Consider the following 25,829-nt stretch of genomic DNA (forward strand, 5'->3'; position numbering starts at 1 on the left):
ACAGGCTCCGGCCCGTCCGCTGCCAAATAGCAGGGATGGATGCCGCGCGCTTGCAATCTATCCCACGCCAAATGCCGCAGCCTCAGTAGAGTCGAGGAAGGGCGCGGCGACGCATCGAGACGCGCTCCGTTTCCCCTCCCCGCTCATCAAACCGGACGTGCGGGTTTCCCGCATCCGGCTTTCCGACCGGCTTCGCTGCATGGCTCACAGCGGCGGCGCAAGGTGCACGCGTCGAAAACGGAGCACGCCCAATTCACCGTAAACAGCGTCACGAGAAAATCGGCGCGTGCCGCGTCCTTGCACCTTGTGTCGTTTTACGAGGAAGTTGCGCACGCGTTCATAGACATGATGATCGACGGCTCTATACGCCTGCAACCGAGTGCCGTAACCGAAGTAGGCGGACCAGCCGACCAGAAGCCGGTTCAGCTTGTCGCGCACGATAGGCCACGCGCCCTTGTTGCCCGGCGCAAGGAGATCGCCAACCTTCCTCCGGATGCGCATCACGCTCTTCTTCGAGGGGCTTGTGCCCAAATACCAATGGCCGTCTTTCCGATAGCGTTGCGGTCCGATCGTATAGCCAAGGAAGTCGAAGCTCTCCTTGCGGGCGTTCTTCAAAGAGGTTTTCGCCTCATTGAGCGTCAGCCCGAGCTTCGTCATCACCGCCGTCGTCCACGCCAAAGCCTCCTCCGCATGTCCGCGGCTGAGAATGACGAAGTCGTCGGCGTAATTGACGATATGTGCATGGAAGGCTCCGCCACATCCGCTGTGACGCCAATGCTTCAGAAACCGGTTCATGTAGATCACGGAGAGCATCGGGCTCACGACCCCGCCCTGAGGCGTGCCACACCTGCTGCTCTTGCCGCCGCTCATGCGCTGGTTCCCGTTACCATCCCGCTCCTCGACCGGCGCTTTCAGCCGCAGCTTTATCAGCCGCCGCACGTGTCGGTCGACGACTCGTCGGGCCACCGATTTAAGGAGGTCAGAATGCGGGATCGTGTCGAAGTATTTCGACAAATCGGCGTCGACGACGTCGGTGTAGCCCCGGCAAACCAGCCGGTGCGTTTCCTTGACCGCATCGACCGCGCTGCGTCGCGGACGATAGCCATAGGCGCTGTCCTCGAAGTCCGCCTCGAAGATCGGCTCGAGCACGATCTTGGCGGCGGTCTGAACGACCCGATCCCTTATTGTCGGGATGCCGAGAGGGCGCTCTCCGCCCCCTGGCTTCGGGATCGTCACCCGCCGCACCGGATCAGGCCGATACGTCTTCGACACGAGTTCCTCGCGCAGGCCCGCGAGCCACGCTTCCACGCCCGACGCCTCGATCTCTTTGAAGGTCACCCCGTCCACACCCGGCGCGCCCGCATTGTCGCGGGCGCGTTCATAGGCGTGAAGAAGAATGTCCTCGCGGCAAATCTTGTCGTAGAGCAGATAGAAGCGGAAGGCGGGCTCCGCCTTCGCCTTGCAGTAGAGCTTTCTCTGAAGGATCCTGATCTTGTCGGGCGTTTCAAGGCTCATCGCCAATCACCCTCTCCTCGCCATCTTCGAAAGCATGCCAGAAGTCAGGGCCCTTCCCTCCACCGGAGTTACCCGGCCTCAACGGTATTATGACCCTGTCCGACTCCCGCCCGGTCCATCGACGCAATCGATGTCGAAGCCACGACCTCCGACCATGACGGGTCTCCCCCGATTACCTGCATCACCCTTCCGACGTGCCGTGCCCATTACCCCGATGAATCGGACGGGCGCTCTTGTCGATTGCTTCCCCGTCCGCGCGGCCTTCCCCGTTATTCAGGCGGGTCGGCATCCATGACTTCACTTTCGAGGCCTGCTCAGACTTCACTCGCGTTACGGCCCGCCGGATCGCTCAACCGCCCAAGGCGGCCTTTGTCACGAGGCTCCGGCCCAAGCGATTGCCCGCCCAAGCCGCTCGTCAGCTACCAGATCAATCGACAACTCTCTGGGTGGAACCTACCTCCACTGGTGATGCACGCCTTCGGGGCGCACTGAATAGGATGGGTTAGCCCTTTTTTACTATCGTTTCCCAGTTGGGAACTGCCACCCAGGTGTCGCGGCCCAGAACGTCGACCCATCTAAAATCGAGGGTCGCCGTGACTTCAAAATCATCATCGTCTTGATACAGTATAATCTTATCGCCTCCTTTAAGGTTAAACTTATCGACCTGATCCGCCAGATCTATTTCGTTATACACCAAGTTCCAGCAAACACCGTCTTGTGTACGAGCGTTGAAATCTGTGAATACCTTCAGCATGGTCGCATCCTTCACGTTTGCTCTCTCCTACCTCGGCGCGGGAAATGGATTTGTCTGTTGAACAAATGCGCCGCTGATCAAGTCGAAGAAGCCGGGAGGAGGAGGATTGGGAACGTTCACAGTCCCGTGATAGTCGCCCGCGCCAGGAGTTGGGAATGCGACGGACACCCCCGGAATTGCTCGCAGTCGCTGGATAGTGCTCACGCTGATTTGAGCATTTGGAAAATTACCGCCTCTTGCCAATTCCGAAACCGGGACGCCTGGCGCAGTCTGCACCGAGAAGCCAAAGCCATTGCTGCTGAGTCTTGTGCCCCTTTCAAAGCTGCGTGCTGCACCTTGTCCTGCCCGAACGACATATTGAACCTCGTCCAAGTTTCGATCTGCCGTCGATGTCGATGTAACGGAAAGAATTCCCGCTGCCAAAGCTGACGGCAGCGCAGCCGCCGCCATCCCGCCTCTTATCGCATTGGAAACAATGAAGCTTTCAACTTCTATTGCTGGCAATGCAATCACAGATGCCGATATCGCCTTTCTCTTATCATCTTTGGTCAACCCGAAAGAGTCAGCATTATTGACCGGGCTATTCGCGACATATGCATAAGTGTTGATACCGCCTCCGAGCCCGATCGGGTCGCTCTCGACATAGCGCCCGGCCGCCGGCAGATAATCCCGGAAGCCGTTGTTGTGCAGCCCGGTCTCGACGTCGAACACCTGCCCCGGAAAGCGCAGGTCATGCGCAAACCCGGCCGACGCCACCGGGACACCCTGGCCGAACGGATCATGGTCCCAGAACCAGACCTGGGTATTCGAGGAATTCACGATCTGATGCGGGGCGTCGAGATGGTCCGGCGCGATGTAGAAAGCCGCGCCGCTCTGGAGCGTCGCAATCGGCAGATCGCCGAGCCAGACGATTTCCTCCCGCGTCACGCCGGCGAGGCCATAGATTCCGAGCACACGACCCGAGAGGTCGTAGACATATTCGACCGGCCCGGTCGGCACTCCGACCTTCGATACGCGCTGGCCGAGCCCGTTGACGCCGTAGCCAGTGACGAGCGCGCCAACTTTCGCCTGAGTCAGGCGGTCGCGCCCGTCATAGGTCATGGTAAACACGCCGGCCTTGCTCGTCAGATCGCCCGCTGCGTCGTAGGTATGCGCGACCGCGGGAGACAAAGGCCCGGCGATGCTTGTCAGACGATTGCTGCTCGGATCGATCGTGTAGGACAAAACGCCGTCGGAAAGGCGGTTGCCCGAGGCGTCGTAGGCGTAGAGGAGCGAGACCGCGCCATAAACATAGCCCGTCAGGCGATCCCTTTTGTCGTAGGCGAAGGTCTTTGTCGAACGCCCGCTCTCCGCGATAGAGGTGATCCGGCTGCCGGCGTCATAAGCATAGGAGAGCGTGTTACCGGTCGAGGAGACGATGCTGGCAACGCGCCCATCCTGGTCGAAGCCGCGGAAATAGGAGCCGCCGGAAGCGGTCTGTCGCCAGGAGGCAACGGCTCCGAAAGGACTGTAGGCGATCTGGTCGACGAGCGTCGTCGGCCCCTGTCCCGGCCGCTGCAGCCCGATAGCGTTCACGCGCGCATCGGCGTCATAGGCGTAGAGGATCGTGACGCCGGACGGATAGCTCACATTCGTGAGCCGACCGGTCCCGGCGTCGTAGCTCCATCGCGTGGTGAGCGTGATCAAGCCGGTCTTCTGCGTTTTTTGCACGACATGGCCGTAGAGGTCATAGGCCCAGCTCGTCGTTCCGGTCCCGTCGCTCATCGAGGTGAGACGCCCGATCCCGTTGGCTCCCTGATCATAGCCATAGGTGACGACCAAGCCGCCGGCGTAGCTCGCCCTCACGAGCCGATTCAGCCCATCATAGGTGTAGCTCGTCGTCTGGCCTCGGGCGTCGGTCGACGTCGACACATTGCCGGCCGCGTCGAAAGTCCTGGTGGTGACGCCCGTGTCCGGACTGGAAATTGTCGTCGGCTGATCCAACGCGTTGTTCGTGTAGCTCGTCACCAGACCACGTGGATCCGTAACGCTGGCGAGGCGCCCGTTGGCGTCGAAAGTGTAACGGGTGTAGACGATGACGTTCGGATCCGGGCTATGGATATTGACGCTTTCTGCCTTGGCGAAGGCCCGATTGAGCGCGTCATAGCCGAAAGTGGTCCCGTTGCCGTTCGGGTCCTCGACGGCGACGATATTGTCGTTGGAATCATAATAGACAGTCGACGTCTGGCCAGCCGCGCCGACCTCTTGATTGAGGCGGTTGAGACCGTCATAGGCGCGGCTGTGCGTGCGTGCGAGCACACCGCTCGGATCGAACGCCTCTTCCTTGGTCCGATTCCCGGCTCCGTCGAGCGTGTAGGCGAGGCGATTGCCGAGCGCATCGCTGACGCCGATGAGACGATGCGCCCCGTCATAGCTGAAATACTGGACGGCCCCGGACGGCGCTTGCAGCTGCGTGAGCTGGCCCGCCGCGTCGTAGCTGTATATGGTCGTCTGCCCCTGTGTGATGCTCGATGTGACTTGGCCACGGAAGTTGTAGCTCAGATTCGTGACGACGCCGTTCGCATCTTGGGCCGCTAGCGGTCGGCCATTGGCGTCGTAGCTCGTGAAGGCGACGGTCTGCCCGAGCGTATTGGTCACGCTCGCGAGGTTGCCGGCGGCGCCGTAGGCGTATGTCGTCACATGGCCGAGCGGGTCCGTCGCCGTCAAAACCTGGCCGGCGTTATTATAGGTGTAGGAGCTCGTGCTCGTCGACGTCGGAGAGGAAACCGTCGAGGTCAGCAGATTACCGGCGGCGTCATAGGAGAAGGCGAAGCTACGCTCGCCGTCTCCGATCGCAGTCGGCAGGCGGAACTGTGGATGCCAGCTCGTGGTGATCGTGCGGGCAACAGGCGTGCCGGAAGCCGAAGTCTGCGACGTCGGCAGATTGCGCGCCGTGTCATAGGCCACAACGGTCTGATTGCCGTTGAAGTCCGAATGGCTCGTCAAATTACCCTGACCATCATACGCATTTGACTCGCTCTGGCCCCATATACTATTGGGGCTGCAGAAGAAGCAGCTGGTCCATTTATTGATTAGCTTCGCGAATCCGTTGACGCTGATGATCGTATATCTTTCCGTACCTCCGACCGGCGTCGACACCTGGACTGTGCCCCCGCCGATCGAGTCGTAGTTGACGGAGTAGCTTTCCGCTCCTCCGGCGCGCTGCGTGGAGATGGCGCGCCCGTAGTAATCATAGCCATAGGTCGTGAAGAGAGAGCCGTTCTCGTCAACGACGCCCGTCACGGCATTCGGATGATAGAAGTCATCGTAACGAAATTGGTGCTGCGCCCCATTGGGATAGGTGACGGAGGTCAAACGATTGGAGCCATCGTAGCCATAGACATAGACGGTTCCGTCTGGGGCCTGCGCCTGCGAAACAAAAGAGTTCGAATTATAGGAGAAAGTTAGCGTGCGGCCGAAGGGGTCCGTGACCGTCGACAGACGGTTCTGCCCGTCATAGGCGGCGGTTATCGTAAGTCCCGCGCGATTTGCGTAGGAGAGCAACTTCCCTGCGGAGCTGTAGGTCTCTGTTTCGTCCTGATCCGTTATCAGCGTAAAGCCGCCGCCACTCTGGAACAGACGGTAATTCGAACCGGTCGGCGGCGACCATGTGGCGCCCGATTGAGTGAACGGCAGCTCTTGTCCGTCGTCGCGCGTGACATTGGCAGTGGTCGCGGACCCATTGATGGAGACGGAAATGGAACGGCTGTAAGCAAGCCGCCAATTGTTGCCGAGTTCGTGCAGACCGCCTGCGTCCAGGCTGTTGTAGTAGCGCGCGAGCACGAGCGGGACGCTTCCAACCGTCGTATAATCCGTCTCGCTCTGATAGGCGTTGCCGGTGGCATAATTGATGGGATCGCCGACATAAGTGCTTCCCGAGCCGCCACGGTTCTTCGATTGAGTGACATTAGCTGCAACGGCTGGACCGCCTGCGCCTCCTGAATTGCCTGCGCCACCGCCACCGCCACCCATCCCCGGCTGAGGCGCGCTGACGTAAATCGGAGATAACAGCTGAGGTTCACCCAGGGCCGATGGCACATACACATCCGGAATGGTCGGCCCGCCCATCATTTCTTGTGCTTGTGCGGAAGACGTTAGCCCCACTGGCCAGAAGCCGAGCGCGCTCTTCGGAGCCGGCGCCCCGAGCCCAGAAATTAGCAAAGCGATGAATGTTGTCGTAGAAACCCGAAAACTAGAAATATAATTCCTCATACCGAGCCCCTACGTAGAAAATATTTTGCTGCGAAACGCAGGCTGCGGCGTAATCGTGCCACATATTCCTGATTACGATCAGCTTAGTTTGAGCTATTAGCAAACAAATAATTACTTGTCCAGGCTCACAATCTGGGCAGGTAATCGACACTCTGCCTGCCGTAGGCCGAGGGAGCGCCGCTGGTGGTTGCACCTGTTGTCAAAATGACCGGCAACACTCACAAGCTAATTCGCTTGTTAGAAGTTATATTTCCATTTAATAATGGCTATAGATAGTCGAATTGCGGAGCATCGCCCTTCAAAAGAAAAGACGTGCTCAGTTTGACGGGTCCGGCGAAATGTTTTTAGGGAGCAATCCCTTTCGGAGTGATGATGGCTTCCGGCAATAAGCTTCGCATGCTCGCCGCGCTTGTAGCTTCCACGCGGATATCGCCTCTCATGACGATGATCCTGCTTTGCGAGACGGTGTTGGTCGTTGTCGCGGCGGCTTTTGCAGTATCCGCTTTTTTCTGGGAGGCGGCGGCGCCGACCGGCCCGAATTTCGAATGGAAACCTCCGACATTGGTTCATATTGCTCCGACCGATGCGCGGTACAACAAGGTTGATTTGCACACTTTGTCTCGACCGATCTTTTCTCGGACTAGACGCCCTGAGAACGGGGCAAGTGCAAGTGCTCGGACGTCCGAACCGGTTGCTCTGCCGCCTCCTCCGGGAGTCTCGCTGAAGGGGATCGTGAGGTACAGGTCCATGGCGCGGGCTTTTCTGACCTCGATGAACAGCCCACAGGGCGAGTGGAAAACAATCGGCGACAAGCTCGGATCCTGGACTGTCGATCGAATCGAGCACGATCATTTAGCGTTGAAAAATGGGACCCGGTCTCTCAAATACAGCCTCTATCCGGAACTCGATCCGGATGCCGTACGATGATCTGAGCGCTACATTAAATCGGATCGTGGGTCGACGCCTTCTCGACCGGCGCCGTTCAGCAACAGCGCTGCGAATGATATCGACGAGAGAATCGCTCACGATATCGGCTTCCACGTCTCGCCTCATTTTTTCGATGCCTTTGGCCGTCGTCGGGGGCGTCGTCTTCAGAAAATCAGCTTTGAATTGAAGACCGTGAGTGCGATCGGTGATCCAGACGCCAACAGCGTGAATATATTCGCCGGCCGAGATCGAAGCGGCATGGCCGACGACCGGCACGAGGGCGCGCTTGCCGCGCGCTTTGACCTTCAGGACGGCGAACCCATTCTCCTCATTGTAAAAAGTCACGCGTTCGACCGAGCCGACCAGCGTTTCCCGCGACGCGGCGGCATCCGATGGCCGTTCAGGCTTCAAGGCGAGGCCCCGCCGCTTCGAATTTCATCGGGGCGCTCGATATTCTGAGCGTCGCCAGAAGAGGCAGCGCCGCCGGCGACGCGTCGATGACGCGATATTCGACCCCGCAGCGTCGAATGGCGCCTTTCCGCCGGCGTAGGCCGTCGCGCACGTAAGCGCGCGCCTCGTCCTCCGACGCGAATTCGCGCGCGAATGTCCGCCCCCGGCAGCCGATCCGGCCGAAGGATACGCGCACCATCCATTTTCCGAACAGATCGCGCCCGGCTTCGACGCGCCAAGCCTGATGGCGGTTCGCCTCCGCATTGCGGCCCTGCAACAGGATCGCGATCTCGTCCATCGCCGCCATGCCGGCACTCCACGCCCGCCCGCTTCGCATTCGCGCACAAGTGAATCACGAATGGGAATCCGGAGCAAAGGAAGAGGGAACATGGCTACCGCTAGCGCCGGCCACGCCGACAAGGGTTCGTCGCCGAGCTCCCGCGCGTTCCGCGCGCCCTTGCGGCGCGGCCGCCTCGCGGTCTGCCGACGGCGTTTTGGGAAAGGAAAAGGAGGATTCGAGGCCTCTGGCCCTTCCCGTGAAACCCGAAGGGAGCGCCGAGAGACCATGAGACACGACGAGGAGATCGAAATCTTGCGCGCGCGCACGAATTGCGCCGCGTTGCTGGAGCGATCGACGCCGCCGTGGCGGCTCGATCGCCGAGAGAGCACGAAGCATTGCCTCAAATATCGACGCGGGCGGGGAGAAATCCTGATCGTCAACCACGGGGGCCGCGGCTGGTGGGATCCGCAGAGCGACGCGAAGGGCGACGTCTTCGATCTCGTGCAGCATCTCGATCCCGGCCTGAATTTCGGCGAGGTCCGCAAGGTGCTCCGCCGATTCACCGGGATACAGCCGACTTTTCCGGCCGCCGACATCCGAAGGGGCCGATCCCCCGATCTCCCACTCCCGATCAGATGGGCGCGCCGCCCCTGGCTTCGACGCGGCTCGCCGGTCTGGCGATATCTCTCCGACGAGCGTTGCCTTCCCCCGAACGTCCTGGAAGCCGCTCGCGCCGCCGACGTGGTGAGAGAAGGGCCGTACGGAAGCGCCTGGTTCGCCCATCACGACGACCGGGGAGCCGTCACCCATATCGAAATCCGCGGACCGGACTTCAAAGGATCGGTGCGAGGCGGCGACAAGATCCTGTTCCGCTTGCCCGGCGGTTCGGAGCCGCCGCCGCGCCTCATCCTCGCCGAGGCGCCGATCGACGCGCTCAGCCTCGCCGCGTTGGAGAACATTCGCACCGACACGCTGTATGCGGCGACCGGCGGGGGCATGGGTCCGAAAACGATCTCTGAGATCGAGGCGATCGTCGCGCGCCTCGCGCCCATCCTGGGATCGCGCTTCTGCAGCGCGGCCGACGCCAATCTCGCCGGCGACCGCTACGCGGCCCGCCACCAGCTGATCGCCGCGGCCGCCGGCGTCGCCTTCGAGCGACTACGGCCGCCCGTCGAGGACAGCGACTGGAACGACATGCTCGACCAACGAGAAAGGACGGAACCATGACATCACATCGCGCCTGGATGTTGCTCAAATCGGGCGGTCGGCTCGACCTTCTCGATCCCAAGCCGGACGCCTGGACCGACGAGGATCTGGCGATCGGCCTGTCGCGCGCCTATCGCTGGGGCGGATATTCGGCATGGGACCTGCCGCTCAGCGTCGCCCAGCACAGCCTCGCCGTTCTGGCCTTGCGCGAACGCGAGGGAAAGCTCGCGCCCCGTGAGGCTCTGCGCGAGCTATTGCACGATGCGACCGAGGCGTTGGTCGGCGGCTTCGACCCGATCATGCCTTTGAAGCCGCATCTCGGCGAGGGCTTCGCACGGCTCGATCGGCGGCTGCAGCGGGCGGTCGATCGACGCTACCGCCTGCCGCCGTGGACCGACGAGAGCTACGCCCTCCATAAGCGCGCCGATCGTCAGGCGGCGGCGAATGAAGCCTATCATGTCGTGGGCTGGAGCCGTGACGACATAAGATCGAGCCTGCAGATCACGCTCGATCCGCTCGACGAGGATCCCTTGCCCCTGCCGCCCGGCATGTCGCCCTGGGAGCCGTGGCCGCCGAAGCTCGCCAGCGCACTCTTCCTTCTACGGCTCGATGAGCTCGGCGACGCGATCGACCTCACCGACACCGTCGACGAACTCGCGATGGACGACACGCTCGCGCAACTGGCCGAAGCCTTCTCCCAACTGCCCGAGGCGATGCGTCGTCGTTGCCGACACATCCCGACCGGCAGACGGGACCTGGACACGCTCGTTCAGGTCGAAGCCGACGACGGCTCGCAAATCGTCGAGGGCGTCGTCGTCGACGGCGAGCGCAACGACACGGGCGCCTTCTACTTCGACGATCACTTCGTCGTCTTCACCACCGTCGACACAGAACGCGGGGAACTCATCCGCTGCAATGGAGCGAACTGCCATGTCGAGATCCTCTGACATCGACCCGCTCGCCGGCATGGAGGAGTGGGACCGCTTCGAGCCCTGCTTCGACGAACCGCCGGCGGAGCATAGCCCATCCGCCGATGCTTTCGACAGGATGGCCGCGACCCTCACGCCCGCCCAAGCGCAGGCCGCCGCGCATTTCGGACCGATCCTCGTCCTCGCGGGAGCCGGCACCGGCAAGACGTCGACGCTCACCGCCGCCGTCGTGCATCGCATTGCCGTCGACCGCATTCCGGCTTCGCGCATCCTCGCCGTCACCTTCACCAACAAGGCAGCCGCCGAAATGGCGTCGCGCATCCGCGCCGCGCTCGACGGCCTGGCGGCGCCCTCCTGGCTCGGCACCTATCACGGGCTCGCCGCCCGTCAGCTCCGTGACGCGCCGGAGATCGCGGAACTTCGGCCGAATTTCGACATTGTCGACGCCGACGACAGCCGCCGCTTCGTCAAGCGCGTCATGAAGGCGCAAGGCCTCGATGGCGAGGAGAGCGGCGACGCCAATGCGCGCGATCCGCTGAAGATCATGTGCAATCGCATCGCAAAGTTCAAAGACAATCTGATCACGCCGGCCGGCGCCGCCGCCTGGGTCGAATCCAAGATCGCCAAAAGCGATCATTCCCGCGACCCGATCGATCCCCATGCGCTGCGCGCCGCCGCGCGCGTCTACGTCGATTATCAGCGCGCCTTGCGGGAGGCGAACGCCGCGGATTTCGGCGACTTGCTACTGTGGCCGGTTGCGGTGCAAATTTTGCGGATGGCCGCGCGAAGGGGGCTGGCATTTCATGAGGGTCAGGCAGCCAGCACCGCGCTCCAGATTTCGGGCGCAGTTCTGCCTGCGGCTCTAAATCTGCTCAGTGCGAATTGACCCTTTCTGATGCGATGCATGAGTTCGACGCCGGCGATCGTGATCGCCGCATGTCGGAATCGCTTGAACCCGAGCATAGGACCCAAACGAAGCTTGATAGATCGGTGATCCTGTTCAATCAGATTATTCAGGTATTTCGAAGATCGAATTCGAGTCCGTTCGCCGCCTCGATGCTGTGCGAGAAGCTCGCGCGCCGCCCGATGTGACGCCTGATATCCGTCGAGCGTGATTTTGCGCGGCGGCCGTCCGTGGCTCGCGAACGCACGACGGAAAAACGCTTTGGCGGCGGCGACATCTCGCTTCGCGCGCAGCAAAAAATCCACTGTTTTTCCTGCCTTATCGACGGCGCGGTAGAGATAGACCCAGCGCCCCTTGATTTTGACGTAGGTCTCATCGACGCGCCACGATCCGCCGACTCGGCGCGCGAAACGGTTCCACCGCTTTTCGACCTCCGGAACGTAGCGCTGAACCCAGCGCATGATGGTCGTATGGGCCAACGACAAGCCGCGCTCCGCCATCATTTCCACGAGATCTCGGAAGCTGAGCTTGTATCGCAGATACCAGCGCACGCAGAGAACGATGATTTCGCGGTCGTAATGGCGTCCTTTGAAGAGATCGTCCACGCTCAGCATCGCCCATAACCCCAGCGTCCGGTTGCGCCCACGGAAGGATTATGTCCCGCTCACGCCGTTCGCACCAGAACCTCGGCTGTCGCCTCGGACTATCCGGCGCTGCGCAACTCGATGGAAGAGAGCGAATTCGAAGAGCTCGTCCTCGCTTATATCGAGTCGACGCGATCGACGACGCCAAATCTGCGCTGGTATTCGGGAGGACTCCCCGAATTCATGATGGAAAGCGCGCGTTGGCGCCACCTCACCCGTGAAACCTCGCTCGCCTGTCTCGAGCGCGGGCTTGACGACGCGTTCGACGCCGCCGACGCGGCAATCGGCTCGGCGGACGAGCTGTCCGCGCTCGGACCGCAAGACATGTTTCGTCTGCGCTTCGAGTTCCAACCGAGCCTTCGTCTGCTGACGCTCGAGAGCGGAACCTGCGGCCGCTATGAAGCTCTGTCGGGCGGCGAAGAGCCCGCCCGGTGCGGGGAGGACCGTGAATCTGTCTTGATATGGCGAAGGAGCGTGACTGCTTCTATCGACTGCTCGAAGAGGACGAGAGCTTCGCGCTGACATTGGCGCGCGAGGGAAAGTCCTTTGGCGACCTCTGCGAATTGTTCGCCTTTCGTGAGAATGGAGAGGGCGTCGACCGGCGGTCTGCGGTTTTCTTGTCGCGATGGCTCGCGGATGAGTTGGTCTCGGCGATCACTCTCACGGATTGAAATGCTTCCCCCTATCGGGACCCGGCTGTGGAAGCCTGGTCCCCGCCGTTTTAAAATTTTGCAACGACTGGCGTCTGCGCGAACAGGTCGAAATGGTAGTTGAGGCCGGCGCGCAGCGTGTGGAACTGGTTTCGCCGAGCGTCCGCCCACCAGCCGCCTGCTTCATCCGAAAGGTCGGTGTAGAGATATTCGATTTTCGCCGACAGATCGGGACGGAACGCCCATTCGACTCCGCCGCCAGCGGTCCATCCGGTTCGCACCCCATCGCCTCCGAAGCTCGGTTGCGCGCGGCCATAGGCGAATCCGCCCGTTCCATAGAAGAGCGCGGGAACGGCGAAAGGCGTGACGCCGATCCGGCCGCGAGCCGTGCCGAACCATTCGATGCGCCGACGCCTCGAGAATGGACTGCCGCTCCGCTCCGAAATGTCGGTTCCCTGGAAGTCGGTCTCCAATCCGAGCACGAACAAGGGCGTCGCTTGCACATTATAGCCGAGCTGTCCGCCGCCGAGCACGCCGTCGAAGCCGGAGCGGTCGGCGAATCCATAGCCGACGTTCACGCCGGCATAGGGGCCGGTCCAAAGAAAAGCCAAAGCGGGGGGCACAAAATCCGGCGAGGCCTTTCGGGAAGGCAGATCGGCTGCATTTGCAATGGTCGACGACAGCAGCATGCCGATGCTGACCGTAAATTTGTGTTTCATTCGGTGGCTCCACGATGAGTTGGCGCAGATGCTGGCGCTCAGCGTCCCGAGGATTGTTCGTCGAATGCGCGGCAATCGTTACACGAGCTTCGCCGCGCTCGAAGCGCAAGTGCAGGAGCTGCGCGCGAGCGCAGGCCACGGCGCCGTCATAGCGATTTGATCTCGCCGCCATCCATCCGCAGCGTCACGCCCGTCATCCAACGCGCAACCGGCGACACGGCGAAGGCGATCAGCTCGGCGATGTCCTCTGGCGTTCCGTAGCGCGCGATCCTGGTCTCCGCAGCGAAGGCGTCGATCGCAGCGTCGAGCGATAGGCCTTTCGCCTCGCCGTAGCGCGCGAGCATAGCGCGACGGCGGTCGGTCATCACCGGGCCGGGCAGCACGGCGTTCACCTGCACGCCATCCCCGACGCCGCGCTCGGCGAAGGCTTTCGCGAGCGCCGAAATGGCGGCGTTGATCGTTCCGACTGCGGCGAGCGACGCTTTGGGCGTCAACGCCGAGGTCCCCGACATGAAAATCACCGAGCCGCTGGTTCGCGCGAGCGTTTCCCATGCGGCGAGCGTCAGACGACGCGCGGCGTGAAATTTGAGCGAGAGGCTTTCCGTCCATTCCTCCTCGCTCATGGCGAACAGATCGGTTTGCGGAACCGCGCCGGCGATATTGACGAGCGTATCTATGCGTCCGAAGCGATCGCGCGTCGTCTCGATCGCCTCCCGCGCCGCATCTGCTACGCGCAGATCGCGCGTGAGCGTGAGGCTCGCGGCGCCGGCTGCATTCACCGCGTCGGCCGCGCTCGCGAGGGAGACAGAGTCGCGCGCGACGAGGACGACGGCGGCGAAATCTCTGGCGAGACGGACGGCGGTCGCGCGGCCGATCCCGCGGCTGGCTCCCGTCACGATCGCGATACGCTCTTTGTTCTGCATGGCAAATTCCTTCGAATCGCAAAGAGAGTCGGGGCCGACCCGAGAGGCGGACGGATCGGCCCCATTCGCCGGAGGAGGGGGCTATTTTCCGGCGAACATCGCTTTGATCTCGGAGGCGACGAGCGGGACATTCTCTTCCAGCGCGAAATGTCCGCCGTCGAGCCAGACGAGCTTGGCGTCCGGCAAGTCTTTTTTGAACGCCTCGGCGCCGGCCGGAATGAAGATCGGATCGTTCTTGCCCCAAACAATCAAGGTCTTCGGGCGATGCGCGCGGAAGGACGCGTGCCAGGCGTCATAGGAGGCGACATTGGTCTTGTAGTTCTCGAGCAGATCGATCTGATAGGCGGCGACGCCGGGCCGGTCGAGCAAGGCTTGATCGACCGTCCAATTGTCGGGATCGATCGCCTCGGGATTTCTCGCGCCATACACATATTGGAATTTGGTCATATCCGGCTGCAGCAAGCTTCGCGCGCCGGCTTCGCTCTTCTCGTCGCGCTTTTCCCACAGAGGCAGAAATACCTGTCGCGGCGCCTCGCCCACGCCTTCGATATAGGCGTTGGCGTTCTGCACCACCAATCCGGCGACTTGATGAGGACGCGCGGCCTGGATGCGGAATCCAACCGGGCCGCCATAGTCTTGCATGTAGAGCACATAGGAGCGCAGGCCGAGCTGATCGATCAGCCCGGTCACATGCGCGGTGGGCGTTTCGAATGTGTAGGGGAATTGATCCGCCGCGGGCGCGTCCGAATAGCCGAAGCCGACATAATCTGGCGCGACGACGTGAAACTTGTCGGCGAGCGCCGGGATCAGCCCGCGATACATGCGCGACGAGGTCGGAAAGCCGTGAAGGAGAACGATCGCCGGCGCTTTCGGATCGCCGGCCTCGCGAAAGAAGATCGAGCGTCCCATGACGTCGAGATGGCGATGTCGGACTTCTGGATGCTCGACGTGCGGTCGGCTGGACGGGAGGGGCATGGCGGTCGCGATAGTCGCGGCCGACACGGCCGCGAGTGTGAGGAGGGGATTGGAGGCGAGGAACATGGGATCTCCTGTAACCGATGTAATACGAACATAGTGGTGACACTTGCGGCGACGCCTGTCAAGGTGCAATTAACCGGTTACGCAGACTTGCCGGTTGCGCATGGGGAGAGGGCGAGGCGATGACGATCGAGGCGAGCGAGTGGCGAGACGGCATGCCCTTCTTCGGAGGCGCGCTGTGGATCGACTTTCTCAACACGACGCCGGTGATGAACGGCGAGGCGATCGATTTTCTCTCTAACGCCGAGGGGCTGGCGAAATGGGCGCGCGCGGCGGGGATCGATTGCGCAGGAAGGCCCTCGAAGGCGGAGCTGAAGTCGGCGTGGGAGACGCGCACGGCGCTCCGCGAGCTCTTCGACAAGATCTCCGCAGGAGAGGCGATCTCCGCCCGGCGCCTCGAGTCGATCGATCGTCTGCTCGGCTCGGTCGAGATTCGCGAGCGATTGATTCTACGCGACGGTCATGTGGCGCTCGCTGAGGAAGCGCGCATCGAGAAGGATGTGGTGGCGACGACCGTCGCACGCGATTTCGCGAAATTCGTTTGCGAGGCGGAGCCGGGTCGCATGAAGCGCTGCGCAAATTCCGACTGCTCGATGGTGTTCTATGATCGGGGGCGCAACAATATCCGGCGCTGGTGCACGATGTCGATCTGCGGCAATCGTGATAAGGTCGCGCATTATCGGGCGCGCAAAGCGCGAGAGAAATGAGCGGGGCTAATTACTGCTTCTCGAGAGTGCGAATTGCGCGGGTTGTGTCGCAAATTTTGTCTACGGAGGCACGCGGGCCTGTGAGAGTGACGCGGCTCACGCCGCGAGGGCATAGAACTGCTGGGCTGGACGCAATTCGCCCCTGGTCTGCAACTGGTCTTTTCGGATCATATGCATGAGCTCGATCCCAGAGAGTGTCGCGGAGCCGATCGAAATGATTTGAAGCCCGAAGGGAGCGCCGAGAGACCATGAGACATGACGAGGAGATCGAAATCTTGCGCGCGCGCACGAATTGCGCCGCGCTGCTGGAGCGCTCGACGCCGCCATGGCGGCTCGATCGCCCAGAGAGTACGAAGCATTGCCTCAAATATCGACGCGGGCGGGGAGAAATCCTGATCGTCAACCACGAGGGCCGCGGCTGGTGGGATCCGCAGAGCGACGCGAAGGGCGACGTCTTCGATCTCGTGCAGCATCTCGAACCCGGCCTGAATTTCGGCGAGGTCCGCAAGGTCCTGCGCCGATTCACCAGGATACAGCCGACTTTTCCGGCCGCCGACATCCAAGGTGGCCGATCCCCCGATCTCCCACTCCCGATCAGATGGGCGCGCCGCCCCTGGCTTCGACGCGGCTCGCCGGTCTGGCGATATCTCTCCGAGGAGCGTCGCCTTCCCCCGAGCGTCCTGGAAGCCGCTCGCGCCGCCGACGTGGTGAGAGAAGGGCCGTACGGAAGCGCCTGGTTCGCCCATCACGACGACCGGGGAACCGTCACCCATATCGAAATCCGCGGACCGGACTTCAAAGGATCGGTGCGAGGCGGCGACAAGATCCTGTTCCGCTTGCCCGGCGGTTCGGAGCCCGCGACGCGCTTCGCCCTCGCCGAGGCGCCGATCGACGCGCTCAGCCTCGCCGCCTTGGAGAACATTCGCGCCGACACGCTGTATGCGGCGACCGGCGGCGGCATGGGTCTGAAAACGATCTCTGAGATCGAGGCGATCGTCGCGCGCCTCGCGCCCATCCCGGGCTCGCGATTTTGCAGCGCGGCCGACGCCAATCCCGCCGGCGACCGCTACGCGGCCCGCCACCAGCTGATCGCCGCGGCCGCCGGCGTCGCCTTCGAGCGATTACGGGCTCTGCTTCACTCTCGGTGCAAAGCGATGGTCGCCATATGACATAAATGTTTGAGATTATTGGATAAACTGCTCCGATGCGGCAGCGCAGCTTACCGTCCCGACCGTCGCGACCGAGAATGTCTGAATAGCAAGCAATTGCAGTATGTTCTCGTCACCGTCGCCCTCCTACTGCACCGAGAGTGAAGCAGAGCCAAACAAGGTGACAAACCGCCGCTATCGGTTACGATTCCCCCCCCATGCGCCGATTCGACCCAGAAGGCCCGCTCGCCGCCGACCGCCCGTCGGCGCGCGGCTGAAGCGCCGCTGCCGCCGATCCCCGACCCCGCGGTCTACGCTTCGCGCCAGAGCTGCCCTCTGTCCGAAATCATAACCAGCAGCTGCGACGGCGGCGCCTCACGCCCACGCTGCGTCGCCGAGAGTGGAGAGCACGGCGCGCATCGCCTCGCGGTTGCTGAGCGTCACATAAGCGTAGCCGCATTCCTCCAACGCCGCTTTCGTCGCTTCACGCATTTTCGCCAAGCGTCGACGGGGCAGGCTCGGGAACATATGGTGCTCGATCTGACTGTTGAGGCCGCCCGTCAACCAATCGAAAAATGGCGAGGTCGGGGTGTTGCGCGTTGCGCGCGCCTGCCGGTCATAGAATCCCTTCGCCTCCGTCGCGTCATAGACTTCCATGCCCGTGTGGTTGAGCACGAAGACGAAGGCGAGGATGAAGCCGCCGAGGAGCTGTGCGGCGAGGAACCAGAGCCAGCCGGTCCAGGCCGCTCCCGGTGTGAGAACGCCGGCGAGCGTGAAGCCGGAAACCCAATGGGCGGCGCAGAGCGTCGCTTCCGCCCATTGCTTGTTCTTGACTGCGACCTGGACGCTCTGCCAGCTCCAATTGAAACGAGCGACGGAAAGTATCGGAAAGAACAAAGGGACCTGATAGCGCGGCAACAGGAAGGACAGCGCGCGACCGAGCCCTGCGCGACGCGCCTTGGCGTTGTATTGCGCCAATGATTTGTCCCAGACGAGCCAAGGGGGGGAGTCGATGTCGCCGTCGATCGGCGTGCGGGTTCCGTCTTCTTCCACACGGCAGGCGTTCGGGAAAGCGTGGTGCAGCTCGTGCTTTTCGACCCACCATGTCGAGCCGAAGCCCTGGGCGAGCGCGATGAGCCGCAATTTGACGCGCGCCTTCATCCCGCTGCGGGGACCCCACTGGCTATGCGCGACATCATGCCCGAGATAGGCCGTCCGCGGATAATGCAGGCCGAGAACGAGCACGCCGAGCGCGGCGGCGACGCCACCCTCCGCGAGGAGGGCGAAAGCGAGCGCGGGCGCGGCCACGAGCTCCAGGCAGCGCAACGCCTGCTCCCAGAAGGGGACGCTGTAATAGCCCTTCTCGCGGGCCCAAATCCTCAGCTCAGCGATCCGCTGGGCCAAACCTTTCGCATCCGGGGCGTTGTCCGCACTCATATGTTGTTGGTTCACTGGAATACCCACATAGCCCGTTTGGCTACAGTCTGAGGCCGCAGACTGCCTATCGGGCGAAGGCGGGGCTGTTGTCAAATTTCCGTCGTCGGGCGCTGGGACCGACCGTCTTCGCCCCGGGGTTTTGTCACGAAATTTCTTTTTGGGCGAGTTAAACCCGGGATGACGAACCAATTTGCTCCGCGCGCGCATAAAGTCTTTCCGTGTTTCATTGAAACACGGAAAGACTCTATGCTTTTGTTTTGACGCGTTTCCAACGCCGAACCGGTGTCCACTTCGGCTGGAAACGCTCGAGAACTGCCGGGCAGGACGCTATTTGTTCCTCGTCCGCCGCCGGCGCGCGCGGCTCATATGCATGAGCTCGAGCCCGGCGAGGGTCGCCGGTGGTCTTGCCGGCCGATGTCGTCGGCAGATTTCGACGCCCGCCTCACGGCCGTAGTTCAGCTCTCGCGCTCGGGCGCGTTCACCCCATCGGAGTTCGGCGTTATCCCACACGCGGCGCGCCGAGAGCCTCGGAGCCGCGCGACCGAGGAAGGCGCGGGTCGAAAGTCGCGCCGCCCGCCCGGCGCTTCTCTCCGCGCGCCTTCGTCGGCTCGGTGAATTTCCAGTTCTGACGTGTCGCCGGCGCGAGGAAATACCGGAAAAGCGCGGAGGCGCCGGGGCGCAGAAATAAACGTGGGCGTGCGTCGCTCGCCCGGCCGTCGAACCTATCTCCTACCGCGCCGTCGACAAGGCGGCAGTTGCGAGGACGCCGCTCTCGCGCATCGGCTCCGCTCACATGCTGCTGACGTATCGGAGCAGAGCACAATCCAGTGCTCGCCTACGAGGTCGGCGACGCATCATGGAGCCGTTCCCCAGGGCGGCGCGTGGCGAAATCGAGAATTTCGTTCTTGCGATGGAAGGCTCGGATTCGTGCTTTTCAACATCAAGGACGGAAACATGAAACGACTCTGCTTTTGCTTCGATGCGTTTCCAACGAAATCTCATCCCTGGAAATTCGCATTCGTCGCGACCGCCGCTCGTTGCGAGGCATGACCACGTAGTGTGGCGCGGTTTGTGAGAAATGCCACCGCCGAAACCGCTCGGCTGCTTCATTCAAATAGCCACTGAGCGCCGGACGGCCTCAGAGGCAAGCACACATCAGATATTTGGAGAAAATCAATGTCATTGCAAACTCTCGACAAACAGGCGAGCGGGACCGCCGTTCTGACGAAAGCGTCGGCGCCGCATTCGAACGCTCTGACCGATTTCGACATGTGCGTCGCGCTCGCCGAAAGGGCGATCGACAGCCAGCTCTATTACGCCTGGATGGCGTGGAAGCGCCGCAAGAGCTTCGGCGAGACGATCACCATCAAGAAGGTGAAGAGGGACGGAAAGCTCGTCGACTCGAAATATGGTCTGAGCGACGTCGTTCTGGCGCCGCTGACAATAAGCCTGAATGTTCCGGGCGGGCGGCTCGGCCAGGTGAGAGTGACGCTCGGACTCGTCTCGGGAACCGTCGATTATTACGACGAAGTCTCCGACTGCCCTGCGTCCTTCGCCTTCGCGAAGCAGGATGATTGGAGCGTCTCGTTCATCGTCGATCTCGGCAAGGACCCGATCGATCTCGATGCGCTCGCGGCGATCGATCCCGACACGCATCAAACCGCGAAGGATGTCATCACATCGAGCGGTCTTCCCGACGCGGTGTTCTCGATCGAATATTTGTTCATGGATTTGACCAAGGTGGATCTGCTGCTCGAAGGCGACAAGGACGTTCACATTCCCGACGCCGTGCCGGATTCGGCTCGGACGAAGGCCTTGAGCTGCCTGAATCTGATGCTGCAGGGAGATCTCGGCAAGTTCATGCTCGGCACGGTCGTCCGTCGCAACAATCAGCAAGCGGTTCCGACTTTCGCGCTCACGGACTTCATCTTCGACGTTCACGCAAATCCCGAAGCGCCCTACGCCAGCACGCTGAGCTATCTCTGCATGCTCGCGCATCACGCGCTGCCCGATAATATCGACGCGGCGCGATTGAAGCTGCAAGGCGATTGGGTCGATCCCGCAAAGCTCGACGGCAAGGATGGCCTCGTCGCCGGCGTCATGGCGATCGGCAAGAGCGTGTTTCTGGACAAATATCTGATCGCCTGGTTCAGCAGGCTGATCGGGAGAGAGCCGAACGCCGGCGATTTGGCCTGGACCTACGGTGGCGGCGGCGTCGACCGTTGGAACTCGAGCGACATCATCGACCGCGAGTGGGAGAAGGCCGTCGACTGGACGATCACGCTCGCCGCGCAACCGGGAACCAACCAGATCGCGATCGGCGGCCGTGTCTCGAGCCACGCCTATATGGACGGCTACACACTCGGCGCTCATTGGCACACCGAAGACATTCACATCGAGGGCTATCAGGATATTGCCGGCGTGATCGAGCTGCAGGCTCAGGGCATCGGCGTCGACTTCCAGGTGGTCCCGAAGCTGAGCTATCACTTCGGCGCGCCACAGGTCACGCAGGATTCGATCGATGGGGGCGCGAAAGTTCTGACCGCCTTCGAGAAGGCCTTCACCGGCGATAGCACAGCGGACAAGCTGCTCAACCTTCAGGCCGAGACGATCCAGAGGATTTCCGTTTCGATCGACGAAGTGTTCAAGAGCTTCTCGGTCACGATGGCGCAGCACGCTTTCATCCCGCCCGGAGGCGGCGCCTTCACTTTCCAGAATCCGAGATTCTCAGCCGCCGGCGATCTGACCTTCGACGTCATCTACAAGGCGCCCTGATACGACCCGCGCGGGCGCGGACGTCCGCGCGCTCATCCCATCATTCCACCAATCGATCCATCACATTTATTCATCAGGAGAGTCACATGAATACCCCGCATGTCGTCGGATTCGACGCCAAGGACAATCAGGGCCAGGCGATCCGGCTCACCGTCTCGACGGACATCGTCGATTATTTCGAAGCCACCCGCGTCTTCGGCCGCGAGGATCTCGCCGATCCGAACGCCCATGGGCGCTTCCAGCCGCGCCTCATCGCGCTGCCCGATCGTCGTTCCACGGTTTCGAGCCCGATGGTCTTCTCCATCGGCAACCAGAACGATTTGTTCCTGGTGCGCCGCGACGCCGCACATGAAGGCGGCTGGACCGTCATCGATCTCGACGAGGAGATGGCCACGCCTCTCGGCGGAGCGGCGCGCGTGCGCGCGCTCGGCGCTGCGGCCACCGACGACGATCGCATCACCGTTGCGGTCGCGGTGGACGATGGGCCGCACAGCCGCGTGTTCGTCGCCTATGATCTCAGCAGCAAGACCACTGAATGGAACAAGGTTGCGTGGATCGACTGCGGCGTCCGCGACAACGTGCGCGTCGAAGGCGTCCGCGTGCTCGACAATGGCGACAAGAGCTGGACGGTCGTGCTCGCCGGCCAGAACGGTCCGAATGAAGCGGTTTATCTTCTCCAGAGCAGCGGCGCCCACAGCTTCGCCACTGCGCTCGTGTTCAACCCCGCCGTCACGCTCGAGGAGATCCTCGACTTCGAGGCGGGCGTTCATCCGACCTATGGCTCGGGGCTGCATGTCCTCGGCGTCGGCGGCGGCAAACGCACGCTCTCCTTCCGCCCGTTTCCGGTCTATGACGCGTCCGGACGTCCGACGACGATTCCGCCTGTCGTCGAGCTGCCCTGCCCCGAGGGCGCCAATGTGCTCGACACGGGGCCGACCGGCCCCGACGGCGCCGATCTCTATATCGGCGGCCAGGGCGCGGCCCTCATCGTCGCCGCAGAGCTCGACAATGAGCGGAACGCGAAAGTGACGCAGGCCATCAGCGCCGCGGTCTCCGCGAATGTGCAGAAGCTCGTCGCCGCGGTCGCGCCGGACGGAAGCGTCGCGCTCTGGGCGCTGGAGCTCGACGGCGATCTCTCGGTCGTTCGCAAGCCGGCGTCGGGCGAGTTCGGACAATCGCTGAAGATGAGGAGCAATGTGCAGGAGATCGCCGCCGTTGCGGGCGACCATCACGTCACCACCTCGCTGCTCGTCGTCTATGGCGACTCACAGGCGACGTTCCTATGGCAGGACGCGGCGCACAAGATCTGGCAGGAGAGCTCGCTCGCCGTCGCCGATCCGGCGCGCGCGGCGAAGGTGACCTGCTACGGCGCCTCGGTCCAGCTGCTCGATGGCGGCAGCGTCGGGCGGCCGGGCGTGCCGGTCAAGATCTCGGCGTCGACGCTCGCGAGCGTCGTTCTCAACGGCAGCGTCGAATTCATCGGGCCCAATATCACGGTCGAGACCAAGACCGACACCCACGGACGGGTCAATCTCTACGATCGCGTCCGCTCCTTGACTCCGGCGATCTATCGCGTGGAGATCGACGGCGTCGGACTCTATGACATTAATCCGGCGGGCGGCGCTCACCAGCGCTTCCAATCCATCTCGCCGGACGAGCTGCGCGGCGCCACCGTGCCGGTCTCCGGCGGTTCGGAGCCGCTGCTGCCGGCGGAGTTCCGAACCGGCGATAAGCGCGGTCAAGTCGATGTGGTCGCGGGCTCGCTCAACCATGTGGCCGCGCTCGCCGTCGGAACCAGCGGAATCAAGCCCGGCGTGGTTCAGGCGTCGGTCGGCGCCGCATTCAGCTCGACCCTGCGCCCCGCAGCTCTTCCGAGCGGTTATCAATGGGGCATTCACGCCGATGCGACGGGCGTGACCGCCGCCAGCGGCGACGTGATCGGCAAGCTCATCGGCGCCGCCGAGAAGGTCGAGACGTTCTTCATCGGCCTCGGCGAGTCGATCGCCGATTTCTTCGAAGGCGTCGGTCATGCGATCGAGCAGGGCTGGACTTTCGTCATTCACAAGGCCGAGGATGCGGTGCGCTTCATCTGCGCCATCGGCGACGAGGTCAAGCATTTCGTGTTGAACACTCTGGAGGAGGTCGGCAGCTTCTTCGAATGGCTCTGGCGACAGGTGAAGACCGGCCTCGAGAAGCTGTGGGAGTTCCTCAAATTCCTGTTCGACTGGGACGACGTTCTGCGTGTCCGCGATGTGATGCTCGATATGATCGATCAGACCTTGGATCATGTCGAACAGTCGATCGGCGATTTGAAGGCGCCCGTCGCAAAGGGAATCGACGATGTGATCGCGACGATCGAATCCTGGCGCAAGAGCGCCGGAGCGCCGCCGGCCGTGCTCGCCCCGCCGACCAAGGGGACGAGCCTGTTGGAGGGAATCGAAACGGCGACCAAGCCGATTCAGGAGATGATGGATCTGGTGACGGGCAATAGCGCCACCGCCTGGGTGACCCAGCGTCTGGAGAGCGTCCTCGACGAGATCGTCAGATTCGACGGCCCCAACCCATTCGCGGAGGCGTCCGAGGCCGCCGTGAAATTCATCGAAGGGGTCCTGAGCGACGAGGCTTCCGAGCTGCTACAGACCCTGGACAACATCTGGGCCGATCTGGACCGGCTGTTCGGCGGCAAAATTCCGTCCCCGCGGGATCTCAGCCCCGAGATATTGCGCTCGGCGCTCATCGCGGTCAGCGTGGATGCGCTGGAGGGCATGCTCCGCGGCATACGCGACCTCGTGTTGCGGCTGCTCGATCTCGCTCGCGACATGCTCAAAGCCATTCGCGATCTTCTGCTGGTCAAGATCAGACTGCCCTTCATCGAGGATCTGGTGAAGCTGGTGACGGGCGGCGGCGTCTCGGTCGACACCTCCTTCAGTCTCGCCGGCGCCATGCTGCTGCTCGGAGCAATTCCGGCGACGCTCACCCATAAGCTCGCGACAGGCAAGGCTCCTTTCGCGAAGGGAGAGTCGATCAGCCTGCCCTATGGCCTGGTCACGGTGCAGTCGGGCGCGGAGGGGGCGGCGCTCGCCTCGGCGATCCTCGACATGATCGTGACCAGCGCCAAGGTCGGGATCAACAGCATCCAGAGCGTAAAGGCGCTGCAGCAAAGCAAGATCGGCGTGGTTCCGGGTCTCGCGCTCGCAGGGATAATGCAGTCTCTGAGCGCGATCAACGAGACGGTCGCCCTGTCCTTGCGGCTGTCGCAGAGTCCGGAGGAAGTCGGCGCCGGCTGGACGGGCGCCAGTCTGATGTGGGCGGCGGCGATCAAGACGACCGTCGTCGGCTGCATCGCCTTCAAGAAGAATGAAAGCGCGGACGGCCTCGACGACTTCAGCCGCGCATGGGACATCACGACCTTCGCCGCTCACTTCGTCTGCAAGACGGTCGACGCCGCCACGCACCAGGATGTGTTCGGCGGCATAGAGGAGCCGGAGGACAAGATCGCCTTGACGGGCATCGTGTCCGCGAAATGGGTGGACGACGAAAGAGTCAAAGCCGTCGTGCTGGGCGTCTCTATGGTCTCCCGGGTCACGGCTCTGGTCACGTCCATCGTTCGCCTGGTCAAGGTGTCGAACCCGGCTCTGGCCTGAGCCGCAACGCCGCCGGCGTCGAGCCGGCGGCGACATCCTCCGCCAAGATTGCTGGCCAGGCGCCCCCCTCCTCGTCCAGGGCTACTCGGCGGATGCGAAGCAGAGCAGTCAATGCCGCCTCGGCGCCGCCGGGCCGGTCGGCCGCCGCGAGCCTCGCGAGCATTCCCGCAATCGCCGCCGCGGCGCCGCTCGTCTCCCCGGGCGGCGCCGCTTCCGTGAAGATCGTGGTCGCGCAAAAGCCCTCGGGCGTGGCGCGAAGGCGCTGGCTGGCGGGGCTCAAGCGAAGACCCTCCGGACCCCGCCGCGCTTCGCCGACGCTCACCGCCTCACGCAGGATTCCCGGCCAGACCATGCCCTCCCCGCGGCCCTGATGAAGGCGACGCCAGTTCCCGGCCGGCGCGACGGTCAGAACGCCGGCCGCGCGCAAGGCGGCGATCCGCCATTGGAGCGCGCTTCCCCGCAATTCCGCATCGCTGGCGAGATTGCTCTGATCGCCGAGCGCGATCGACACCACACCGATGGCGAGCCGCGCGTGATGATCGAGAATCCACTCGAGCGCCGTCGTCAGAACATCGCGATCGCGCAAGACCCCGCGCCGGTCGGTCACTTTGACGGGCACGATCGCGACGGCGGGAGCAATGCCGAGGATCGTCGACGCGACGGCGCCGCCATGGCCGCACCGGTCGCTCACATCGTCGATGGCGCCCTCGTTGGAAAGGTTGATCCCGGGCAGGACGGGAAAATCCCCGCTCGCGCCGGAATCGACTACCGCCACGGAGAACGCCGGAGCCTTGTCGGATTTCGTCGTCATCCGATCATCGTAGCGCAAGATCGCCCGGTCGAGCCATTAGAGCGTTTCCAGCCGAAGTGGACGCCGGTTCGGCGTTGGAAACGCGTTAAAACAATAGCCTAGAGTCTTTCTGTGTTT

General features: G+C 62.7%; 18 protein-coding genes and 3 pseudogenes. 9 read left to right on the plus strand and 12 right to left on the minus strand.

Annotation, left to right across the window (positions count from 1 at the left end):
* Nucleotides 1–204 precede the first annotated feature (204 nt).
* The 5 genes and pseudogenes from ltrA to AC6IY7_RS20200 all read right to left on the minus strand — a co-directional run bounded on the left by ltrA (nucleotide 205) and on the right by AC6IY7_RS20200 (nucleotide 8,234).
* The gene (gene ltrA / locus AC6IY7_RS20180) at nucleotides 205–1,515 is read right to left on the minus strand and encodes a group II intron reverse transcriptase/maturase (protein WP_497783144.1); all 1,311 of its coding nucleotides are present in this window, start codon (nucleotides 1,513–1,515) and stop codon (nucleotides 205–207) included.
* Nucleotides 1,516–2,017: 502 nt separating this feature from the next.
* On the minus strand, nucleotides 2,018–2,269 hold the full coding sequence (locus AC6IY7_RS20185) for a hypothetical protein (protein ID WP_497783026.1): 252 nt from the start codon (nucleotides 2,267–2,269) through the stop codon (nucleotides 2,018–2,020).
* Nucleotides 2,270–2,296: 27 nt separating this feature from the next.
* Complete coding sequence (locus AC6IY7_RS20190) at nucleotides 2,297–6,379, minus strand: RHS repeat-associated core domain-containing protein (protein WP_497783027.1); 4,083 nt, start codon at nucleotides 6,377–6,379, stop codon at nucleotides 2,297–2,299.
* Between the two features lie 1,194 nt (nucleotides 6,380–7,573).
* Nucleotides 7,574–7,858: pseudogene (locus AC6IY7_RS20195) on the minus strand (YrrC family ATP-dependent DNA helicase); the annotation flags it as partial.
* Complete coding sequence (locus AC6IY7_RS20200) at nucleotides 7,848–8,234, minus strand: WGR domain-containing protein (RefSeq protein ID WP_497783028.1); 387 nt, start codon at nucleotides 8,232–8,234, stop codon at nucleotides 7,848–7,850. The gene AC6IY7_RS20200 and the pseudogene AC6IY7_RS20195, both read right to left, overlap by 11 nt.
* Here AC6IY7_RS20200 and AC6IY7_RS20205 point away from each other — a divergent pair.
* From AC6IY7_RS20205 to AC6IY7_RS20215, 3 genes are read left to right on the plus strand one after another with little or no spacing between them, the layout of a single operon-like run.
* Nucleotides 8,142–9,404 (plus strand): DUF3991 domain-containing protein, encoded by a 1,263-nt coding sequence (locus AC6IY7_RS20205; protein WP_497783029.1) that lies wholly within the window; start codon nucleotides 8,142–8,144, stop codon nucleotides 9,402–9,404. The genes AC6IY7_RS20200 and AC6IY7_RS20205 overlap by 93 nt on opposite strands.
* The gene (locus tag AC6IY7_RS20210; RefSeq protein ID WP_497783030.1) at nucleotides 9,401–10,330 is read left to right on the plus strand and encodes a hypothetical protein; all 930 of its coding nucleotides are present in this window, start codon (nucleotides 9,401–9,403) and stop codon (nucleotides 10,328–10,330) included. The genes AC6IY7_RS20205 and AC6IY7_RS20210 overlap by 4 nt, the downstream gene beginning before the upstream one ends.
* A complete protein-coding gene (locus tag AC6IY7_RS20215) occupies nucleotides 10,314–11,198 on the plus strand; it encodes a UvrD-helicase domain-containing protein (protein ID WP_497783031.1) in 885 nt (294 codons plus the stop codon). Before AC6IY7_RS20210 ends, AC6IY7_RS20215 begins: the two co-directional genes overlap by 17 nt.
* Here the strand turns inward: AC6IY7_RS20215 and AC6IY7_RS20220 are convergent.
* Nucleotides 11,123–11,830 (minus strand): IS6 family transposase, encoded by a 708-nt coding sequence (locus tag AC6IY7_RS20220; RefSeq protein ID WP_497783032.1) that lies wholly within the window; start codon nucleotides 11,828–11,830, stop codon nucleotides 11,123–11,125. The two genes, AC6IY7_RS20215 and AC6IY7_RS20220, sit on opposite strands and share 76 nt — an antisense overlap.
* A gap of 81 nt (nucleotides 11,831–11,911) precedes the next feature.
* On the opposite strand from AC6IY7_RS20220, the pseudogene AC6IY7_RS20225 reads away from it, so the two are divergent.
* A pseudogene (locus AC6IY7_RS20225) lies at nucleotides 11,912–12,034 on the plus strand (HvfC/BufC family peptide modification chaperone); the annotation flags it as partial.
* A 9-nt stretch (nucleotides 12,035–12,043) separates the two neighbouring features.
* On the plus strand, nucleotides 12,044–12,382 hold the full coding sequence (locus AC6IY7_RS20230) for a hypothetical protein (RefSeq protein ID WP_497783033.1): 339 nt from the start codon (nucleotides 12,044–12,046) through the stop codon (nucleotides 12,380–12,382).
* 199 nt (nucleotides 12,383–12,581) lie between these two features.
* Here AC6IY7_RS20230 and AC6IY7_RS20235 read toward each other — a convergent pair whose 3' ends face one another.
* The 3 genes from AC6IY7_RS20235 to AC6IY7_RS20245 all read right to left on the minus strand — a co-directional run bounded on the left by AC6IY7_RS20235 (nucleotide 12,582) and on the right by AC6IY7_RS20245 (nucleotide 15,061).
* Nucleotides 12,582–13,229 carry an outer membrane protein gene (locus AC6IY7_RS20235; RefSeq protein ID WP_497783034.1) on the minus strand — a complete coding sequence of 216 codons (648 nt, stop codon included), beginning with the start codon at nucleotides 13,227–13,229 and terminating at the stop codon, nucleotides 12,582–12,584.
* Nucleotides 13,230–13,375: 146 nt separating this feature from the next.
* Nucleotides 13,376–14,152: an SDR family oxidoreductase gene (locus AC6IY7_RS20240; RefSeq protein ID WP_497783035.1), complete on the minus strand. Its 777-nt coding sequence runs from the start codon at nucleotides 14,150–14,152 to the stop codon at nucleotides 13,376–13,378.
* An 81-nt stretch (nucleotides 14,153–14,233) separates the two neighbouring features.
* Entirely contained in the window at nucleotides 14,234–15,061 is an 828-nt protein-coding gene (locus tag AC6IY7_RS20245; RefSeq protein ID WP_497783036.1) for an alpha/beta fold hydrolase, read from the minus strand.
* A 251-nt stretch (nucleotides 15,062–15,312) separates the two neighbouring features.
* Here AC6IY7_RS20245 and AC6IY7_RS20250 point away from each other — a divergent pair, with 251 nt between their 5' ends.
* Entirely contained in the window at nucleotides 15,313–15,897 is a 585-nt protein-coding gene (locus AC6IY7_RS20250; protein ID WP_497783037.1) for a CGNR zinc finger domain-containing protein, read from the plus strand.
* A gap of 96 nt (nucleotides 15,898–15,993) precedes the next feature.
* On the opposite strand, the pseudogene AC6IY7_RS20255 reads toward AC6IY7_RS20250, so the two are convergent.
* Nucleotides 15,994–16,124, minus strand: a pseudogene (locus AC6IY7_RS20255) (IS6 family transposase); the annotation flags it as partial.
* A gap of 21 nt (nucleotides 16,125–16,145) precedes the next feature.
* On the opposite strand from AC6IY7_RS20255, the gene AC6IY7_RS20260 reads away from it, so the two are divergent.
* Entirely contained in the window at nucleotides 16,146–17,066 is a 921-nt protein-coding gene (locus AC6IY7_RS20260; RefSeq protein ID WP_497783038.1) for a DUF3991 domain-containing protein, read from the plus strand.
* Nucleotides 17,067–17,420: 354 nt separating this feature from the next.
* On the opposite strand, the gene AC6IY7_RS20265 is transcribed toward AC6IY7_RS20260, so the two are convergent.
* Nucleotides 17,421–18,449, minus strand: coding sequence for an acyl-CoA desaturase (locus AC6IY7_RS20265; protein WP_497783039.1), 1,029 nt, complete (start codon nucleotides 18,447–18,449; stop codon nucleotides 17,421–17,423).
* Nucleotides 18,450–19,658: 1,209 nt separating this feature from the next.
* Here AC6IY7_RS20265 and AC6IY7_RS20270 point away from each other — a divergent pair.
* Nucleotides 19,659–21,257: a hypothetical protein gene (locus tag AC6IY7_RS20270; RefSeq protein WP_497783040.1), complete on the plus strand. Its 1,599-nt coding sequence runs from the start codon at nucleotides 19,659–19,661 to the stop codon at nucleotides 21,255–21,257.
* A gap of 86 nt (nucleotides 21,258–21,343) precedes the next feature.
* The gene (locus tag AC6IY7_RS20275) at nucleotides 21,344–24,901 is read left to right on the plus strand and encodes a hypothetical protein (RefSeq protein ID WP_497783041.1); all 3,558 of its coding nucleotides are present in this window, start codon (nucleotides 21,344–21,346) and stop codon (nucleotides 24,899–24,901) included.
* Here the strand turns inward: AC6IY7_RS20275 and AC6IY7_RS20280 are convergent.
* Entirely contained in the window at nucleotides 24,873–25,712 is an 840-nt protein-coding gene (locus AC6IY7_RS20280; protein WP_497783042.1) for a S8 family serine peptidase, read from the minus strand. The two genes, AC6IY7_RS20275 and AC6IY7_RS20280, sit on opposite strands and share 29 nt — an antisense overlap.
* Between the last annotated feature and the right edge of the window lie 117 nt (nucleotides 25,713–25,829).

It is taken from the genome of Methylosinus sp. is20ea, from assembly GCF_059718135.1.

Bases quoted from the DNA above. Each gene is read 5' to 3' on its own strand.
- ltrA (WP_497783144.1), bottom strand. From the start codon at position 1,515: ATGAGCCTTGAAACGCCCGACAAGATCAGGATCCTTCAGAGAAAGCTC.
- AC6IY7_RS20185 (WP_497783026.1), bottom strand. From the start codon at position 2,269: ATGCTGAAGGTATTCACAGATTTCAACGCTCGTACACAAGACGGTGTT.
- AC6IY7_RS20190 (WP_497783027.1), bottom strand. From the start codon at position 6,379: ATGATGGGCGGGCCGACCATTCCGGATGTGTATGTGCCATCGGCCCTG.
- AC6IY7_RS20205 (WP_497783029.1), top strand. From the start codon at position 8,142: ATGGCGGTTCGCCTCCGCATTGCGGCCCTGCAACAGGATCGCGATCTC.
- AC6IY7_RS20200 (WP_497783028.1), bottom strand. From the start codon at position 8,234: ATGCGAAGCGGGCGGGCGTGGAGTGCCGGCATGGCGGCGATGGACGAG.
- AC6IY7_RS20210 (WP_497783030.1), top strand. From the start codon at position 9,401: ATGACATCACATCGCGCCTGGATGTTGCTCAAATCGGGCGGTCGGCTC.
- AC6IY7_RS20215 (WP_497783031.1), top strand. From the start codon at position 10,314: ATGTCGAGATCCTCTGACATCGACCCGCTCGCCGGCATGGAGGAGTGG.
- AC6IY7_RS20220 (WP_497783032.1), bottom strand. From the start codon at position 11,830: ATGCTGAGCGTGGACGATCTCTTCAAAGGACGCCATTACGACCGCGAA.
- AC6IY7_RS20230 (WP_497783033.1), top strand. From the start codon at position 12,044: ATGATGGAAAGCGCGCGTTGGCGCCACCTCACCCGTGAAACCTCGCTC.
- AC6IY7_RS20235 (WP_497783034.1), bottom strand. From the start codon at position 13,229: ATGAAACACAAATTTACGGTCAGCATCGGCATGCTGCTGTCGTCGACC.
- AC6IY7_RS20240 (WP_497783035.1), bottom strand. From the start codon at position 14,152: ATGCAGAACAAAGAGCGTATCGCGATCGTGACGGGAGCCAGCCGCGGG.
- AC6IY7_RS20245 (WP_497783036.1), bottom strand. From the start codon at position 15,061: ATGGGACGCTCGATCTTCTTTCGCGAGGCCGGCGATCCGAAAGCGCCG.
- AC6IY7_RS20250 (WP_497783037.1), top strand. From the start codon at position 15,313: ATGACGATCGAGGCGAGCGAGTGGCGAGACGGCATGCCCTTCTTCGGA.
- AC6IY7_RS20260 (WP_497783038.1), top strand. From the start codon at position 16,146: ATGAGACATGACGAGGAGATCGAAATCTTGCGCGCGCGCACGAATTGC.
- AC6IY7_RS20270 (WP_497783040.1), top strand. From the start codon at position 19,659: ATGTCATTGCAAACTCTCGACAAACAGGCGAGCGGGACCGCCGTTCTG.
- AC6IY7_RS20275 (WP_497783041.1), top strand. From the start codon at position 21,344: ATGAATACCCCGCATGTCGTCGGATTCGACGCCAAGGACAATCAGGGC.
- AC6IY7_RS20280 (WP_497783042.1), bottom strand. From the start codon at position 25,712: ATGACGACGAAATCCGACAAGGCTCCGGCGTTCTCCGTGGCGGTAGTC.